The organism is Flavobacterium sp. C3NV (assembly GCF_046825355.2).
Taxonomy (GTDB): Bacteria; Bacteroidota; Bacteroidia; order Flavobacteriales; family Flavobacteriaceae; genus Flavobacterium.
Genome location: NZ_JBKQBJ020000004.1, coordinates 309,849 through 326,718, shown reverse-complemented (window position 1 = coordinate 326,718; position 16,870 = coordinate 309,849). Strand labels below are relative to the sequence as shown.

At 35.8% G+C, this 16,870-nt stretch carries 11 protein-coding genes and 2 tRNA genes; 4 read left to right on the top strand and 9 right to left on the bottom strand.

What is annotated here, in order from left to right:
• The first annotated feature begins 44 nt into the window (after window positions 1–44).
• A complete protein-coding gene (gene ypfJ, locus ACIDC4_RS08195) occupies window positions 45–896 on the top strand; it encodes a KPN_02809 family neutral zinc metallopeptidase (protein ID WP_412042480.1) in 852 nt (283 codons plus the stop codon).
• Window positions 897–1,021: 125 nt separating this feature from the next.
• Here ypfJ and nadB read toward each other — a convergent pair whose 3' ends face one another.
• The 7 genes from nadB to ACIDC4_RS08160 all read right to left on the bottom strand — a co-directional run bounded on the left by nadB (window position 1,022) and on the right by ACIDC4_RS08160 (window position 7,200).
• The gene (nadB, locus tag ACIDC4_RS08190; protein ID WP_412042481.1) at window positions 1,022–2,545 is read right to left on the bottom strand and encodes an L-aspartate oxidase; all 1,524 of its coding nucleotides are present in this window, start codon (window positions 2,543–2,545) and stop codon (window positions 1,022–1,024) included.
• 19 nt (window positions 2,546–2,564) lie between these two features.
• Complete coding sequence (gene nadA / locus ACIDC4_RS08185; RefSeq protein ID WP_412042482.1) at window positions 2,565–3,497, bottom strand: quinolinate synthase NadA; 933 nt, start codon at window positions 3,495–3,497, stop codon at window positions 2,565–2,567.
• Between the two features lie 518 nt (window positions 3,498–4,015).
• Window positions 4,016–4,089: transfer RNA gene (locus ACIDC4_RS08180), tRNA-His, on the bottom strand.
• A gap of 653 nt (window positions 4,090–4,742) precedes the next feature.
• Window positions 4,743–4,816: transfer RNA gene (locus tag ACIDC4_RS08175), tRNA-His, on the bottom strand.
• A 76-nt stretch (window positions 4,817–4,892) separates the two neighbouring features.
• Window positions 4,893–5,609, bottom strand: a complete 717-nt coding sequence (gene bshB1, locus ACIDC4_RS08170; protein ID WP_412042483.1) for a bacillithiol biosynthesis deacetylase BshB1 — start codon at window positions 5,607–5,609, stop codon at window positions 4,893–4,895.
• Window positions 5,610–5,697: 88 nt separating this feature from the next.
• A complete protein-coding gene (locus tag ACIDC4_RS08165; protein WP_412042484.1) occupies window positions 5,698–6,765 on the bottom strand; it encodes a chorismate-binding protein in 1,068 nt (355 codons plus the stop codon).
• Window positions 6,766–6,768: 3 nt separating this feature from the next.
• Window positions 6,769–7,200 carry a PaaI family thioesterase gene (locus tag ACIDC4_RS08160; RefSeq protein ID WP_083692961.1) on the bottom strand — a complete coding sequence of 144 codons (432 nt, stop codon included), beginning with the start codon at window positions 7,198–7,200 and terminating at the stop codon, window positions 6,769–6,771.
• 242 nt (window positions 7,201–7,442) lie between these two features.
• On the opposite strand from ACIDC4_RS08160, the gene ACIDC4_RS08155 reads away from it, so the two are divergent.
• The 3 genes from ACIDC4_RS08155 (at window position 7,443) to purL (ending at window position 15,364) form a co-directional block, all read left to right on the top strand.
• Window positions 7,443–8,960 carry a hypothetical protein gene (locus ACIDC4_RS08155; protein WP_412042485.1) on the top strand — a complete coding sequence of 506 codons (1,518 nt, stop codon included), beginning with the start codon at window positions 7,443–7,445 and terminating at the stop codon, window positions 8,958–8,960.
• Between the two features lie 544 nt (window positions 8,961–9,504).
• A complete protein-coding gene (locus ACIDC4_RS08150) occupies window positions 9,505–11,364 on the top strand; it encodes an endonuclease (RefSeq protein ID WP_412042486.1) in 1,860 nt (619 codons plus the stop codon).
• A 346-nt stretch (window positions 11,365–11,710) separates the two neighbouring features.
• Window positions 11,711–15,364 carry a phosphoribosylformylglycinamidine synthase gene (purL, locus tag ACIDC4_RS08145; protein WP_412042487.1) on the top strand — a complete coding sequence of 1,218 codons (3,654 nt, stop codon included), beginning with the start codon at window positions 11,711–11,713 and terminating at the stop codon, window positions 15,362–15,364.
• A 248-nt stretch (window positions 15,365–15,612) separates the two neighbouring features.
• Here purL and hypE read toward each other — a convergent pair whose 3' ends face one another.
• Window positions 15,613–16,623: a hydrogenase expression/formation protein HypE gene (gene hypE / locus ACIDC4_RS08140; protein WP_412042488.1), complete on the bottom strand. Its 1,011-nt coding sequence runs from the start codon at window positions 16,621–16,623 to the stop codon at window positions 15,613–15,615.
• Between the two features lie 9 nt (window positions 16,624–16,632).
• Complete coding sequence (locus ACIDC4_RS08135) at window positions 16,633–16,869, bottom strand: HypC/HybG/HupF family hydrogenase formation chaperone (RefSeq protein ID WP_230039979.1); 237 nt, start codon at window positions 16,867–16,869, stop codon at window positions 16,633–16,635.
• Window position 16,870 lies beyond the last annotated feature (1 nt).

Genomic DNA, 16,870 nt, shown 5'->3' with positions numbered 1-16,870 from the left:
AATTCGTACAACATAAAACTCAATAAACTAAAATACAATATAATATGAAGTGGTTAGGCGGAAGACAAAGTGATAATGTAGAAGACAGAAGAGGCCTTTCTGGCGGAAAAGTAGCCGTTGGAGGTGGTGTTATTGGTATTATTATTTTGTTACTGAATGTTTTTGGCGGCGAAAATGGCCAGACTATAGGAAATGTATTAGAGCAAATGCAAGGCGGTCAGCAAACGCAAACTGAAGCAGCAGCGCCATTAAGCAAAGAAGATGAGGAAATGGGGAATTTTGTCAGAGTTATGCTGGGCTATAATGAAGACACCTGGACGAAAATTTTTGCACAACATGGCATGACCTACGAAAAACCTAAATTAGTCCTTTTTAGAGGCTCTGTAAATACAGCTTGCGGTGGTGCATCATCTGCATCAGGACCTTTTTATTGCCCTGGCGATCGCAAAGTCTATATGGATTTGGCTTTTTTCGAAGAATTAAAAACCAAATTTGGAGCCAAAGGTGGTGATTTTGCCATTGCTTATGTTATTGCTCATGAAATAGGACATCATATTCAGACTTTATTAGGAACGTCTGCAAAAATGCGTCAGGAACAAGAAGGAAAAAGTGAAGCCGAAGCTAATAAACTTTCTGTAGCTCTGGAATTACAAGCTGATTTTTATGCCGGAGTTTGGGCTCACGACAACGAACAATATCTTGAAGCGGGAGACATCGAAGAGGCATTAAGTGCTGCTAATGCAGTTGGTGACGATGCTATTCAGAGTAAAATGCAGGGACATGTTGTTCCGGATTCATTTACCCATGGTTCATCAGAACAAAGAATGTACTGGTTCAAAAAAGGTTTTAAAACCGGCGATATCAAACAAGGCAATACGTTCGACGAAATACGATAATTCAATAAACCAAACTATAATAACCAAATGAGCATGACTTAAACGTCATGCTTTTTTGGTTATTAGAAACAATACTTTTTTTATAAACTAATTGATTTATTTAAAACGATTACAGAAAATGAGATTTAATAACTTGTCACGTTTTTTAAAGCCTCGGTCTTATTCTGTTCGACAATAATTTTAGCAACTGTGAGCATATTAGTAAATTCTATCAATTGAGTTGTTATTTTTTGTTTTTTGAATAACAATCCTACCGTTGCCATTTTCATCGATTCTATTCGATTTAATATTGGCGCAAAATCAGAATCTTTGTTGGCAAAGAAAAAAGTCATCATGGTTTGAAGTTCTTTTTTTAATTCTACAAAATAATTGGAATCTCTATCCATCAAAGGCTCATCGAACTTCAACAGGCTTTTTTTTGATGAGAAAGATAAATCGTCAATAGTCCTGCCGATATGATCTGAAGCCTGGTGAGCAAAAACTAAAGCTTCTAATAATGAGTTAGACGCCAGTCTGTTTTTTCCATGCAAACCCGTTCTGGAACATTCTCCTATAGCATATAAATTCTTTATATTGGTTTGCGATTTTTTATTGACACTAATACCGCCACATTGGTAGTGAGCAACGGGAACAATAGGAATTAAATCTCTTTCAGGATGCAATCCTATAGTTTTGCAATAATCTGTAATAGAAGGAAAATGACGATAGAATTCAGCAAAATCAAGATGTCTGCAATCTAAATATACATACTGCTTTCCGGACGTTTCTATTTCTTTACTGATGGCTTGTGAGACAATATCTCTTGTTGCCAATTCCCCACGGATATCATCTTTAAAAATAAAACGCTTTTGATCTTCATTAACAATATGAGCCCCGAAACCTCTTACGGCTTCTGAGATTAAAAAAAATGGATTTTTATCCTCTTCATACAATGCCGTTGGATGAAACTGTATGTATTGCATATCTTTTATTACTGCTCCGGCACGCGAAGCAATTGCAATTCCGTCACCGGTTGCAATCTCCGGATTGGTCGTATTCTTAAAAATCTGACCACATCCTCCTGTACTCAAAACAACCGTTTTAGTGCGTATGTATTTAACTTTCTTATTGATTTTGTCACAATAAAAAGCACCTTTACAACGCATTTTTCCATCACTTTTTTTAGTATCAACATCAATAACCAAATGATCTTCGAGTACTGTAATGTTAGACAATTGTTTTATAGTTTCAATGAGATTTTTCTCTATTTCAGCTCCGGATATGTCTTTATGATGCAAAATGCGATGCTGCGAATGTCCTCCTTCGAGGCCCAAATTCCATATTCCGGATTTATTTTTATCAAAAGTAACCCCAATATCAATCAGTTCTTTTAGTCGTTCAGGGGCCTGATGTATTACCATTTTTACAATTTCTTCATCACATAAACCTCCACCCGATTGTAATGTATCGGCAATATGCTGCTCAAAACTATCCTCTATACAATCCGTAACCACAGCAATACCACCTTGAGCCAGTTGGGTATTAGAGTTTTTGACCTTGTCTTTGGTCATAATTGCAATAGATAAATCCGGTCTCTTTTTTGCGATTTTTATCGCAAAAAACAAACCTGCTATTCCGGAACCAATTATAAGTATATCTGTTTTTTTCATGTTGGATTGATTTAGATATTTATGACAAATTGAGCATTCTGTTGATAGGTTTTATGGCCTCTAATCGTAATTCTTCATTAATAGTAATTTCAGGGCTCTCATTTTTTAAGCATAAATAGAGCTTTTCTAAAGTGTTTATTTTCATATAAGCACATTCGCTGCAGGCACAGGTATTATCTTCGTGTGAGGGCGCCGGAATAATCGTTTTTAGCGGAGCGTCTTTTGATAGCTGATGCAGGATTCCCGCTTCGGTTGCTACGATAAAAACAGAAGCCGTATCGTTCTTGATAAAGTTGAGCATTCCGGATGTTGATCCAATATAATGTGCCGTCTCGAGAATATGCCTCTCTGATTCAGGATGTGCTACAATTTTAGCCGTTGGATTGGCATTGTAAATTTCGATTAGCTTTTCTAATGAAAAAGCTTCGTGAACAATACACGATCCATCCCAAAGTAATAATTCACGGTTGATTTCCTTTTTTAGGTACATTCCCAGATTTCTATCAGGAGCAAAAATGATTTCATGCTCTTTAGGAATGGCTTCTATAATTTTTTTTGCATTTGATGAAGTACAAACCCAGTCACTTAAAGCTTTTATCTCGGCCGAAGAATTAATATAAGTGACTACGACATGATTAGGGTGAAGTTCTTTTAATTTTCTGAAATTATGAGGATCACATCCATCAGCAAGCGAACATCCTGCATTGCTATCAGGCAAAAGCACTTTTTTATCGGGATTTATAATTTTTGCTGTTTCAGCCATAAAATATACTCCTGCAAAAACAATAATATCTGCATTGGCAGAAGCTGCTTTTTTTGATAACTCAAGACTATCACCTACAAAATCGGCGATATCTTGTATGTCTTTATCCTGATAATAATGAGCGAGGATAATCGCATTTTTTTCTTGTTTGAGTCGGTTTATTTCAGCAATTAGGAATAACTTATCCATACGGTTCTTTTTATCAGTATCCTTAAATCTTATACTTTAGAATACGTGAATTATTTTGTTTTTTGAAGCCTGATTTATGTCGTAAAGATATTATGGCACTTAATTTTATTTTATGATTAAAATCATGAAACAGTAGTTTTTAATTTTACATATTAGAGTATTAAATTACTCAGGTCCTGATCATTTGATCAATTTCTTATTTAATGAATGGATAACGGTTATTCATACTAAATACGTAATCTTAAATATGCTGAAGAAGCATACACACTGATTATTTTTTACCGCAGAGAAGACAATCCCGATAGCTATCGGGATTCGCAGAGTTCACTAAGATTTAACTTGTGTTTCAACAATCTAAGTTCGCAAAGCTTTGCGTCCTCTGCGTTAGTTTTTTTTACTCTCCACATGTTTTGGGATTGACATCAAGGATAGTTTCAAGAAAAATAATTTTAAAAATTAGATTTTTAAATTATGCGCACAAAAAAAGCCTTGAATTTCTTCAAGGCTTTAAATTTCCGGGTGGCTGACCGGGTTCGAACCGGCGACCCGCGGCACCACAAACCGCTACTCTAACCAACTGAGCTACAACCACCATTTTTGTTTGCGGGTGCAAATATACAACAAAGGTTTACTTCTACAAAGAAAAAAAGGTTCAAAACCGAAGATATCAAGCAAGAAAATGGTTTTGATGAAATAAAATGATTTACAAACTAAACCATAATAACCAATGAATCAAGATCTAAACATTGCACTTTTTGTTTATAAGATAAATTCAAATAGATAAAAAAAATCCAAGATGTAAATTCTAAATTCCAAAATAGTAGTTACCGTACTATTTACCATCTTGGTATTTGGTCCTGAAACTTGTATTAACACTGAATGTTGTGGAGAAACATTCACTGTTGATACGTCAATCCTAAAACCTCTGAAGCAAAAAAATTACCGCAAAGATCGCTAAGTTTTTATACTCTTAGCTTTTTATAAAAGGCAAAGTTCGCAAAGCTGTATATTGATTTAGCTTTGCGAACTCTGTATTTTATATGACATTCTTAGATAAAATCTTTGTTTCTCTGCGGTAAAAAAACAGTGCGCATTTGTAAGCTGCTCCACAACATTTAGCGCTGATCCCTTCAAATTGGAATTTGGACCCGAACAATAGCGAAAAGGCGAAGCAATTTTAAAAATTGGAATTTAATTTATAGGCACAAAAAAAGCCTTGAATTTCTTCAAGGCTTTAAATTTCTGGGTGGCTGACCGGGTTCGAACCGGCGACCCTCGGCACCACAAACCAATACTCTAACCAGCTGAGCTACAACCACCATTTTTCTTTGCGGTTGCAAATATACAACAAAGGTTTACTTCACCAAAGAAAAAAATGAAAAATTTACATCAAAATTATATCAAATCTTCTAAGCTATTGACTGCCAAACACCTTTCAACAGTAAAACCTTCGGCAAAATCTTTACCAACTAGCCTTCCCAGGTCCTGCGCACGGTAATTTAAGCTTTCCATAAAGTTTTTGCTTGTAATTGGCGTAGCAGGTTCTTTTGAATTTGGATCATAAAATTGGGTTTTATATGCCATCACAGCTTCAATTTTCTTTTCTTCAAATCCTGTAATATCTACTACAAAGTCTGGTTCAATATTTTTCCACTGAATATAATGGTACACTACTTTTGGTCTCCAGGCTTCCTGATTTTCTCCATCTATAGCTGTTTCAATTTTCATCAATCCTGATAAAAAGCAAGCATCAGAAACTAACTTACTTCCTTTTCCGTGATCAATATGGCGATCATCGATAGCATTACACAATACAATCTCCGGTTTATATTTTCGAATCATCTTAATCACTTCGAGCTGATGTTTTTCGTCGTTCACAAAAAAACCATCGCGCAAACCTAAATTCTCACGAACCAAAACCCCTAAAATCTTTGCTGCATCTTTTGCTTCCTGATCTCTGGTTTCAGCCGTACCTCGTGTTCCCAGTTCGCCACGCGTTAAATCAACGATTCCAACGGTCTTTCCAAGAGATACTTCTTTTAAAATGGTTCCCGCACAACCTAATTCTACATCATCCGGATGTGCCCCAAAGGCTAATATATCTAATTTCATTGTTTTTATTTTTAGTCGCAGTATTCAGTCGCAGTATTCAGTCACAGCAAACCTGGAAACTGTGACTGCGACTGTAAACTTATTTTTTTTAAGCTATTCTCAATACTCTCTTCATCGTCATTGATTTATTGACGCTTTCCTCCCATTCTTTTTCAGGAATACTTTCTTTTGTAATGCCGCAGCCCATGTATAAAATGGCTTTATTTTCCTGAATTTGCATGCTACGTAAATTTACAAATAAATCAGAACTAATCTTATTATTCGCAAAACTGCTGTTTAATTCGCCCAGGAAACCGGTATAAAAAGTTCTGTCGTAGTTTTCGTTTTCTATGATAAAAGCCTTTGCTTTTTTCTTTGGCAAACCACAAACCGCAGGAGTTGGATGCAAAGTATCTATCACTTCTTCAAGCGTAGAATTATCATTCAAAACTCCCGAAATATCCGTTTTAATATGCCAGATCGATCCTGCTCTCAGACTGTAAGGTTCTGTAACATGAACCGAAGCGGCAACCTCACGCAATCTTTTTACAATAAAATCGGTTACATACTGTTGCTCGTCTTTTTCTTTTTGCTGCCAAAGAATTTCCGTTTCAGCAGTTGCTTTTTGAGTTCCTGCCAAAGCTGTGGTTTCAAAAACATTTCCGTTTGCTTTTAATAATTGCTCTGGCGTTGCTCCCATCCAAAATCCAATTTTAGGATGAAAAAAGCAATACGAAAAAGTAGTGGGATACAATTCGATCAAATGCTGAAAAGTGGCTACAAAATCAAAGTCAGCCAAATCAACCTTTTCGCTTCTGGACAAAACCACTTTCTTGAATTCTTCGTTTTTAATCGCTTCAATACCTTTAGCAACTAAATCTTCATACTGAATTTTAGCAGCTGCATCAAAACCTGAATCCTCAACTTCAATAACTTCAAAAGAAAGTTCTTCTTGTTCCGTCGTTACAATTTCAGATTCATTTTCCGGAATCAAAATCAGTTGTTTTTCATCAAAAGAAGCAAAAACAAAACCTTTTTCTTTATAATTAGAAATCTTATGCAGAGTCTCATTTTGTTGTAAAAGTCCAAAAATACTTCTTGAATTGGGCTTAGAATACATCACAAAAGGCAAATGTTTTTCGTAATGTTTTTTTATTTTAGAAAAAAAGTCATTCATGTTCTATTCTGTTTTCTTTTTTTCTAAAACCATATTCGTCAGTTTGCAAAGCGAAATCAGATTTCCCGCTTCATCGGTAATTTTAATTTCCCAAAGATGAATACTCCTTCCTTTATGGATGATTCTCGCCGTCCCGAAAACCCAGCCTTCACGAATACTTTTTAAGTGATTCGCCGAAATTTCAATTCCGCGTACTTCCTGCTCTTTTGGATCAATGAAAAAAAACGATGCTGCACTTCCTACACTTTCTGCCAAAGCTACAGAAGCTCCTCCGTGCAAAAGTCCCATTGGTTGGTGAACGGAAGGATTTACTGGCATTTTCGCCGTCAAAAAATCCTCGCCAGCATCTATATATTCTATTTTTAGCGTTTCCATTAGCGTGTTTTTAGAAAATTCGTTGCAACGCGCTAAAATCTGCTCTTTTGTATAATTCATTAAAATGGAATTTAAAATCGTAAAATTAAAGAAAAGAAGAGATACAAATTCGAAAATGCAATTCTAAATTAAAAATCAACTCCAAACATGTAAGTTTTTTGTTATTTTTACAAAAAACAATCGACATCGATCTAAGGCCGAAAATTCATTTTTTCCTGCCACAGATTCACAGATTTTCAGAGATTAAAATAGTCATAAAATCCTTTTTAATCTTTTATATCAGTGGCAAAAAAAAGAAACAAATGCGTCAATACTTTATACTTTTTATTTTCGGATTCCTTATAACTTTCAGCTCTTGTCGAACTGATTTTGACACTGTTGCCAGTTCCGGAAATTTAAAGTTTTCAAGAGACACTGTTTATTTAGATACTGTTTTTAAGAATATTGGTTCGGGCACTTACCAACTTAAGGTTTACAATACGAGTAAAGACGATATTTCGATTCCAACCATTCAACTTAAAAATGGTTTAAATTCAAAATACCGAATGACAGTTGACGGAATGAGCGGAGACAATGGCAAAATATTTAAAGATGTCACGCTTTTAGCCAAAGACAGTTTGTATATTTTTATAGAAACCACCGCAGATATTACAGATGCTGATCCTGCCAATTTTTTATACACAGATCAAATTCAGTTTGACAGTGGCGCCAATCTTCAGGAAGTGGCTTTGGTTACTTTAATTCAGGACGCTATTTTTCTCTATCCAAAACAAAATGCTGACGGAACCAAAGAAAAAATCATAATCGATGGAAAGCCGGTTGATGGTTTTTATTTGGATGAAAATGACGCTGTAAGCGGAAACGAATTGCTTTTTACCAATCAGAAACCATATGTTATTTATGGTTTTGCAGGCGTTCCGCAGAATAAAACCGTAACTTTTCAAGCCGGTGCAAGAGTCTTTTTCCATGCCAATTCAGGACTTTACGTTGATAATAACGCCTCCCTGCAAATTAACGGCGCGGTATCTAGCACCAATACATTAGAAAATGAAGTTATTTTTGAAGGCGACAGACTTGAATCTCTTTACGATGATATTCCCGGACAATGGAATTCGGTTATTCTGGCGAGCGGAAGTAAAAATCATTCGATCAATCATCTTACTTTAAAAAATGCGATCACAGGATTAAATATAAAAAATCCAAATAATAGCACTAAAATCGACATCAAAAACACACAAATATACAATTGCGCTGAGTACGGAATCTTGGCTCAAAACGCGCACATTAACGGAGAAAACATTGTAATAAATTATGCTGGTTTAGCGAGTTTATCATGCGTTTATGGCGGAGATTACATTTTTACGCATTGCACTTTCAATAACAATTGGCAAAATTCACCCCATTTTGCAGTTAACCTCAGCAACAGTTTAGCCGGTGCCACTCCGGCAACAAATCCGTTAACACAAGCTACGTTCAATAATTGTATTATTTACGGATCAAGCACAAACGAATTTAATTTGAACAAAAACACAAATGCTGCTTTTGTTTACCAGTTGAACAATTGTCTGTTGAAATTCAGCAGTTCAAGTACCAATCCGGATTATCAGTTTAAAACCGATACGGAACATTACAATCAGATTATCTTAAATGAAAATCCGAAGTTTTATAATGTTTCGCAGAACAAGTTTAATATCAACAATAGTTCTCCCGCTTTCGCGAAAGGGAATCAGGCGTATATTATTCCGTTAGATATCGTAGGCAAAACCAGAACTTCTCCTCCTGATTTAGGCGCTTATCAAAGTGCTGCATTTCCTAAATAAGATTTTGACACGAAGGCGCTAAGTTTTTTTTGCCACGAAGACGCTAAGGCGCAAAGTTTTTTTTTAAAGCAACTATTTAAACTTACTGTTTGTCATTTCGACGGAGGAGAAATCTTCGCAAGTAACTCCGGAACTATAATAAAATCTTTGTCGAGCTTCTCACGAAGATTTCTCGTTCGAAATGACAAAACAAGACGAAAAACATTCTTATGAAAACGAGTGCCTAGCCCCGATAGAAGTGGAAATCCTTTTGCTTTTTTCTTTAAAAAGCAAAAGATTGTAACGGATAGCGGGATTAGCTCCTGAAATAAGATTTGGTTTTATCATAGAAATCGAAATGAAATATCGTAAAAAACTTTGTGTGATCAAAAACTTTGCGCCTTAGCGTCTTCGTGGCAAGAAAAAAACCAACCGTAAGAAAATATATCTAAAATTAAAGATCACTTAACGTAGCGTATTCCTAAAAGTAGTAAATTTGATACAATTAATAAATTAAAAACCTAACTTACAATTTATTAACAACCCAAATCTTAACCTATTTTTTATGAAAAAAAACTACTTTTTACTCTTATTGATGTTTACTGCCGTTGGTTTTTCCCAAATTCCTTCAGGTTATTACAACACGGCAACCGGAACAGGTTACACCTTAAAAACACAATTGTACAACATCATTAAAGGGCATACCGATAATGGATATGCAGGTTTATACACCACCTATCAAACATCTGATGTTGATAATTTCTACGAAAACGACGGAACTGTTTTAGACATGTATTCTGAAAATCCGTCAGGAACAGATCCTTATAATTACAGTACCGGAAGCACGCAACGATGTGGGAATTATTCTTCAGAAGGCGATTGCTACAACAGAGAACACATTATTCCGCAATCTGTTTTTAACGAACAATCTCCAATGGTAGCTGATGCGCATTTTATTACGCCAACTGACGGAAAAGTAAACGGAATGCGTTCTAATTATCCGCATGGCACCGTAAATACAGCAACATATACCTCTCAAAACGGAAGTAAATTAGGATCAAGTGCTGTATCCGGATATTCAGGAACTGTTTTTGAACCAGTAAATGCTTTTAAAGGTGATATTGCCAGAATGTATTTTTATTTTGCCACGCGTTACGAAAATACCGTTGCCGGATATTCTTACCCTATGTTTGATGGTTCCAGCAACAAAGTTTTTACTGCTGCATTTTTAGCTACTCTTTTAGCATGGAACGCGCAAGATCCGGTAAGCGTAAGAGAAATTGCCAGAAACAATGCTATTTATGCACGTCAGAATAACCGAAATCCATATATCGATCATCCTGAATATGTGAATCAAATTTGGGGCGGAACTTCTTCTGGAGATACACAAGCTCCAACTACTCCAACAAGTTTGGCTTCTACTTCTAAAACTTCAACATCAATTTCACTTTCGTGGAATGCTTCTACAGATAATGTGGCCGTTACAGGATACGATGTTTATGCCAACAGCGTTTTAAAAACAACTGTTTCAGGATTGACAGCAACTATTACAGGATTAACTGCTTCTACAAGTTATTCTATTTATGTAAAAGCCAAAGATGCGGCCGGAAACAGCTCTGCGTCAAGCAGTACAATTGCCGTAACGACTAACGCAAGCGGAACTGGCGGAACAGCTTCGGACATTTTATTCTCTGAATATATTGAAGGTTCAGGAAACAATAAAGCATTGGAAATCGCTAATAATACTGGTGCCTCTGTGAGTTTATCAACTTATACCATAAAAAAACAAACCAATGGTGCCGGAGCCTGGAGCACAGGTTTAGCTTTAAGCGGAACATTGGCAACCGGAAGTAAATTTACGATCGTAAACAGTTCAATGTCTTCTAGTTGTTTTGCGACAAACTCTGCCAATATTTCAACTACTGCAACAGAACTGACTTTTAACGGAAATGATGCTGTAGGTTTATTCAAAAATGGCGTTTTGATTGACATCATAGGAACTTTTAATGGCGGAACGGCAAACTTTGCAGCGGATGTTACTTTAAGAAGAAAATCTACCGTAACGGCTCCAAGTACAACATTCAATCTAAGTTCGCAATGGGATTCTTACACAACAGATACTTGCTCTAACTTAGGTGCTAAACGTGCACAAATTGCAGCTATTGAAACTGAAGAAGAAATTGTTCCTCAATTACAAGAAGTTATTTTATATCCAAATCCAAACAACGGAAACTTTAACATTTACTTTAATACTATTAATTCACCTTATTCTATCGAGATAATCTCCATATTTGGTCAGAGGGTATTTGAGAAATCGAATATTACTGATTCATTATCGACGATAAATAACTTGCCAAAAGGCATCTACATTGTTCGTATTAATCAGGATTCTGAAACTTTCAGCAAAAAGATCATTATCAACTAATTAAAAACGAGTGCTTACTAAATCAAAGAGCGGCAGTATTGCCGCTCTTTTTTGTTATAAATGTTATTTTTTCCACCATATAAATGATATAAGTTCATTTTTAGATTTTTTTTAATCTCGCAAAGTCGCAAAGACGCAAAGCCTGAGTTTTTTAAGCTTTGTAAATAAACCTTTGCGTCTTTGCGACTTTGCGAGCAAAATTCACACAGTAATTAAATGAACTTAAATCACTTATATGTTTTAAAGAATCATCTATATATTTTTTCAAAAGAGTTTGTTTTCAAATTTGCGCTTGCTATTTATTTACACTAAATTTGCACCTCAATACAACAAACTACACAAAACAATGATCCATTTCTTTGAAAACCAAAGCAAAACTGTTTTTGCCGTACAAACGCAAAACGAAATTTCGGCTCAAGACATTTCAAAACTAAACTGGCTTTTTGCCAACTCTAATAAGATCGAAAAATCCGCGCTGTCGGATTTTTTTGTTGGTCCCCGCGCCACTATGATCACACCCTGGAGTACAAATGCTGTAGAAATTACTCAAAATATGGGTATTCCGGGCATCATCAGAATTGAAGAATTTCATCCGGCAACGGAAGATTTCACTGATTTTGATCCAATGCTTTCTCAAAAATTCAATCAATTAGATCAGGAGATTTTCACTATCAACGTTCAACCGGAACCGATATTGGAAATCGATGATATTGCAACATACAATAAAGTAGAAGGTTTGGCTTTAAGCCAGGAAGAAGTTGATTATTTAGATAATCTTGCCGTAAAACTAGGAAGAAAACTTACTGATTCTGAGATTTTTGCTTTCTCACAAGCGAATTCAGAACACTGTCGTCACAAGATTTTCAACGGAACATTTGTTATTGACGGTGAAGAAAAAGAAACTTCTCTTTTTAAATTAATCAAAAAAACATCACAGGAAAATCCTAACGATATCGTGTCTGCTTACAAAGACAACGTTGCTTTTGTAAAAGGACCAAAAGTGCAGCAGTTTGCACCAAAAACAGCTGACAAACCTGATTATTACGAGATAAAAGAATTTGATTCGGTTTTATCTTTAAAAGCAGAAACACACAATTTTCCAACTACAGTTGAGCCTTTCAACGGAGCTGCAACAGGTTCAGGAGGAGAAATTCGTGACCGTTTAGCAGGTGGTCAAGGTTCTTTGCCATTAGCAGGAACTGCAGTTTACATGACATCCTATTCTCGCTTAAACGACGATAGAAAATGGGAAAATGCTGTTGAAGAAAGAAAATGGCTGTACCAAACTCCAATGGATATTTTGATCAAAGCTTCAAACGGAGCTTCTGATTTCGGAAATAAATTCGGGCAACCGTTAATTACAGGTTCGGTTTTAACTTTCGAACATTCAGAAAATGACCGCAAAATTGGTTACGATAAAGTAATCATGCAAGCGGGCGGAATTGGTTACGGAAAATTAGATCAGGCTATTAAAAAGAAACCACAAGAAGGCGATAAAATTGTAATTCTTGGTGGAGAAAATTATAGAATAGGAATGGGTGGAGCTGCGGTATCCTCTGCAGATACAGGTGCTTTTGGTTCAGGAATTGAATTAAATGCGATCCAACGTTCGAATCCCGAAATGCAAAAACGTGCTGCAAACGCGATTCGTGGTTTGGTAGAAAGCGATCACAACCCAATTGTTTCTATTCACGATCACGGAGCTGGAGGACACTTAAACTGTCTTTCTGAACTAGTAGAAGAAACGGGAGGTTTAATCGATTTGGATAAATTGCCTGTTGGAGACCCTACACTTTCTGCAAAAGAAATTATTGGTAACGAATCTCAGGAAAGAATGGGATTGGTTATTGGTCAAAAAGATATTGATATTTTGCAAAGAATCGCCGACAGAGAGCGTTCGCCAATGTATCAGGTTGGAGATGTAACGGGAGATCACCGTTTCACTTTCGAATCAAAATCAAATGGTTCAAAACCGATGGATTATGCTTTAGAAGATTTCTTTGGAAGTTCTCCTAAAACGGTTATGAATGACAAAACTATTGATAGAAAATATGCTGATGTTTCTTATGACAAGGGAAATTTCGAAAAATATTTACAAGATGTTTTACGTCTTGAAGCTGTAGCCTCAAAAGACTGGTTGACGAATAAAGTGGACCGTTGTGTGGGTGGAAAAGTAGCAAAACAACAAAATGCAGGACCTTTGCAATTGCCTTTGAATAATGTTGGCGTTATGGCTCTGGATTATTTAGGTAAAGAAGGAATTGCGACTTCTATTGGGCACGCTCCTATCGCGGCTTTGATTGATCCGGTTGCGGGAAGCAGAAATGCTATCGCAGAATCGTTATCAAACATTGTTTGGGCGCCAATTAAAGATGGTTTAAAAGGAATTTCATTATCTGCAAACTGGATGTGGGCTTGTAAAAACGAAGGTGAAGACGCTCGTTTATACGCTGCTGTTGAAGGTTGTTCAGACTTTGCCATTGAATTGGGAATCAATATTCCAACTGGAAAAGATTCACTTTCGATGAAACAAAAATATCCAAATGACGAAGTAATCGCGCCGGGAACGGTTATTATTTCGGCTGGTGGAAACTGTACCGATATTAGAAAAGTAGTTGAACCTGTTTTACAGAAAAACGGAGATTCTATTTATTATATCAATCTGTCTCAGGATGATTTCAAATTAGGAGGTTCTTCTTTTGCACAAATCAGAAATACGATTGGAAACGAGACTTCTACTATAAAAAACGCTTCTTTCTTCAAAAATGCTTTTAATACCATTCAGGAATTAATTGGCGAAAGCCAAATTTTAGCAGGTCACGATATCGGAAGCGGTGGTTTAATCACTACTTTATTAGAATTGTGTTTTGCTGATGTAAATCTTGGAGCAAAAATTGATTTTAGCGCTTTCGCGGAAAAAGACTTATTGAAAATCCTTTTCGCAGAAAACATCGGAATCGTTTTCCAGGCAAAATCTGATGCCGCTGTGGAAGCTAAATTGAAATCAAATAATATCGAATTCTTCAAATTAGGTACAGTTCAAAGCAAACCAAGTTTGGAATTTGGAATTTATAATTTGGATATTGCGAAGTACAGAGACATTTGGTTTGAAACTTCTTATTTATTAGATCAAAAACAATCTAAAAACGGAAGAGCTGAGGCACGTTTTAAAAACTATAAAAATCAGGTTTTACAATATACTTTCCCGGCACATTTCACTGGTAAAAAGCCTGTCATCTCGAGCGGAGTCGAGAGACCAAAAGCGGCTATCATTCGTGAAAAAGGAAGTAATTCTGAACGCGAAATGGCAAATGCTATGTACTTAGCCGGTTTTGATGTAAAAGACGTTCACATGACCGATTTAATTTCTGGTCGTGAAACACTTGAAGATATTCAGTTTATTGGTGCTGTTGGAGGATTCTCTAATTCTGACGTTTTAGGTTCTGCTAAAGGTTGGGCGGGAGCTTTCTTATACAACGAAAAAGCAAAAACGGCTTTGGATAAATTCTTTAAAAGAGAAGATACTTTATCAGTTGGAATCTGTAACGGATGTCAGTTGTTTATGGAATTGGAAGTGATTAATCCGGAGCATGAAGTTCACGGAAAAATGCTTCATAACGAAAGCCAGAAACACGAAAGTATCTTTACTTCTGTAAAAGTTCAGGAGAATAATTCGGTTATGTTATCGAGTTTAGCCGGAAGCACTTTGGGAGTTTGGGTTTCTCACGGAGAAGGAAAATTCAATTTACCTCTTGCCGAAGAAAACTACAACATTGTTTCTAAATATGCTTACGAAGGTTATCCTGCAAACCCTAACGGATCTGATTATAACACGGCAATGATGTGTGACAAAACCGGTAGACATTTGGTAATGATGCCTCATATTGAGCGTTCAACTTTCCAATGGAACTGGGCGAATTATCCAAAAGACAGAAACGATGAAGTTTCGCCTTGGCATGAAGCTTTTGTTAATGCAAGAAAATGGATTGAGAAAATCTAAAAAAATATATTTTATTACTAAAAGCGCTCGAATTTATCGGGCGTTTTTTTTTGTTTTCTTTTACCACAAATTACACAAATTTCCACAAATTATTTTTTTTTTTTTTCGAATTACAAAAAGATAGACTTATAAAATCATTTTAATACTTTATTCAGATAGCTATCTGGAGTGCATCTTTTTTAAGATTGCAAACTAATAATTTGTGAAAATTTGTGTAATTTGTGGTAAAAAATCTTTAAAGAAAAAAATCAACAAATTCTCGGCAACTGTTCTCCTACTAAAGGATTTACTACTCTTTTACCTCCAAAAGTGCTTTCGATAATTATTTTTGATGGATGTTCATCTGTAACAAAACCAATCGCTGAAGCATTTGAGTTTACTTTTTGTAAAATTGCTAAAACCTCATCTTTAATTTCAGGAGCTGCAATGCAAACAAAAATTCCTTCGTTGGCCACATACAACGGATCTAAACCCAATAATTCGCAAGCACTTTTTACCTGATTTTCTACTTTTATATCTTCTTCAAAAAGTGAAATTCCCAAATTGATTTCGGTTCCTATTTCATGCAAAACCGAAGCTAGTCCGCCACGGGTTGCGTCTCTCAAAAAATGAATTTTATCTCCAAATTTTTCTATTAAATCTAAAACTATGTAATTGAGATTGGTGGTATCACTCAAAATATCGCTTTCAAACTCTAATCCTTCACGTTCTGACATGATAGCCATTCCGTGGGAAGCTATTGGTCCGTTGATGATAATAACATCGTTTTCCTGAATATTCTGAGTCTTGATATTGGCCTTTTGATGAACAATTCCAATTCCGGAAGTATTGATATAAATTTGGTCGCCTTTTCCTCTTTCGACGACTTTGGTATCACCGGTAACAATTTGAACATTGGCTTTATCAGCCGCTTCTTTAATCGATTTGATAATCTGAATAAATTCATCCAGACTAAAACCTTCTTCTATAATCAAAGCCAGTGAAAGATATTTTGGAATCGCTCCACACATCGAAAGATCGTTTACAGTACCATTTACAGCAAGTTCACCAATATTTCCTCCTTTAAAAAATACAGGAGAAACCACATAACTGTCTGTGGAGAAAGCCAAATTTCCTTGCATATTTAAAAATGCACCATCATGTCGAACTTCTAAAATATCATTTTTTAAGATCTTAAAAATTACTTCATTAAGCAATTTAGTCATATGTTCACCACCACTACCGTGATGTAAATGAATCACTTCAGATTTTTTGTTCATCTCTTAAAATTAAATTTCCTCTCCCATTTGTTTTAAAACCTCCATAGTCTTTTTAGCTTCATCTTCGTCAATGATCCCAATGGCTGCACCTACGTGAACCAAAAGATAATCGCCAACTTTAGCCTCAGGAACCAGCGCCAAATTAACTTCCTTTATAATACCTTCAAAAGAAACATTTCCAATTCTGAAAGTTTCATCCAATTCTATTGTTACTTTTTCAAGTCTTCCGGGAATTGCTAAACACATA

Excerpts from the sequence above, each read along its gene's own strand:
- ypfJ (WP_412042480.1), top strand. The coding sequence starts at position 45 with ATGAAGTGGTTAGGCGGAAGACAAAGTGATAATGTAGAAGACAGAAGA.
- nadB (WP_412042481.1), bottom strand. The coding sequence starts at position 2,545 with ATGAAAAAAACAGATATACTTATAATTGGTTCCGGAATAGCAGGTTTG.
- nadA (WP_412042482.1), bottom strand. The coding sequence starts at position 3,497 with ATGGATAAGTTATTCCTAATTGCTGAAATAAACCGACTCAAACAAGAA.
- bshB1 (WP_412042483.1), bottom strand. The coding sequence starts at position 5,609 with ATGAAATTAGATATATTAGCCTTTGGGGCACATCCGGATGATGTAGAA.
- ACIDC4_RS08165 (WP_412042484.1), bottom strand. The coding sequence starts at position 6,765 with ATGAATGACTTTTTTTCTAAAATAAAAAAACATTACGAAAAACATTTG.
- ACIDC4_RS08160 (WP_083692961.1), bottom strand. The coding sequence starts at position 7,200 with ATGAATTATACAAAAGAGCAGATTTTAGCGCGTTGCAACGAATTTTCT.
- ACIDC4_RS08155 (WP_412042485.1), top strand. The coding sequence starts at position 7,443 with ATGCGTCAATACTTTATACTTTTTATTTTCGGATTCCTTATAACTTTC.
- ACIDC4_RS08150 (WP_412042486.1), top strand. The coding sequence starts at position 9,505 with ATGAAAAAAAACTACTTTTTACTCTTATTGATGTTTACTGCCGTTGGT.
- purL (WP_412042487.1), top strand. The coding sequence starts at position 11,711 with ATGATCCATTTCTTTGAAAACCAAAGCAAAACTGTTTTTGCCGTACAA.
- hypE (WP_412042488.1), bottom strand. The coding sequence starts at position 16,623 with ATGAACAAAAAATCTGAAGTGATTCATTTACATCACGGTAGTGGTGGT.
- ACIDC4_RS08135 (WP_230039979.1), bottom strand. The coding sequence starts at position 16,869 with ATGTGTTTAGCAATTCCCGGAAGACTTGAAAAAGTAACAATAGAATTG.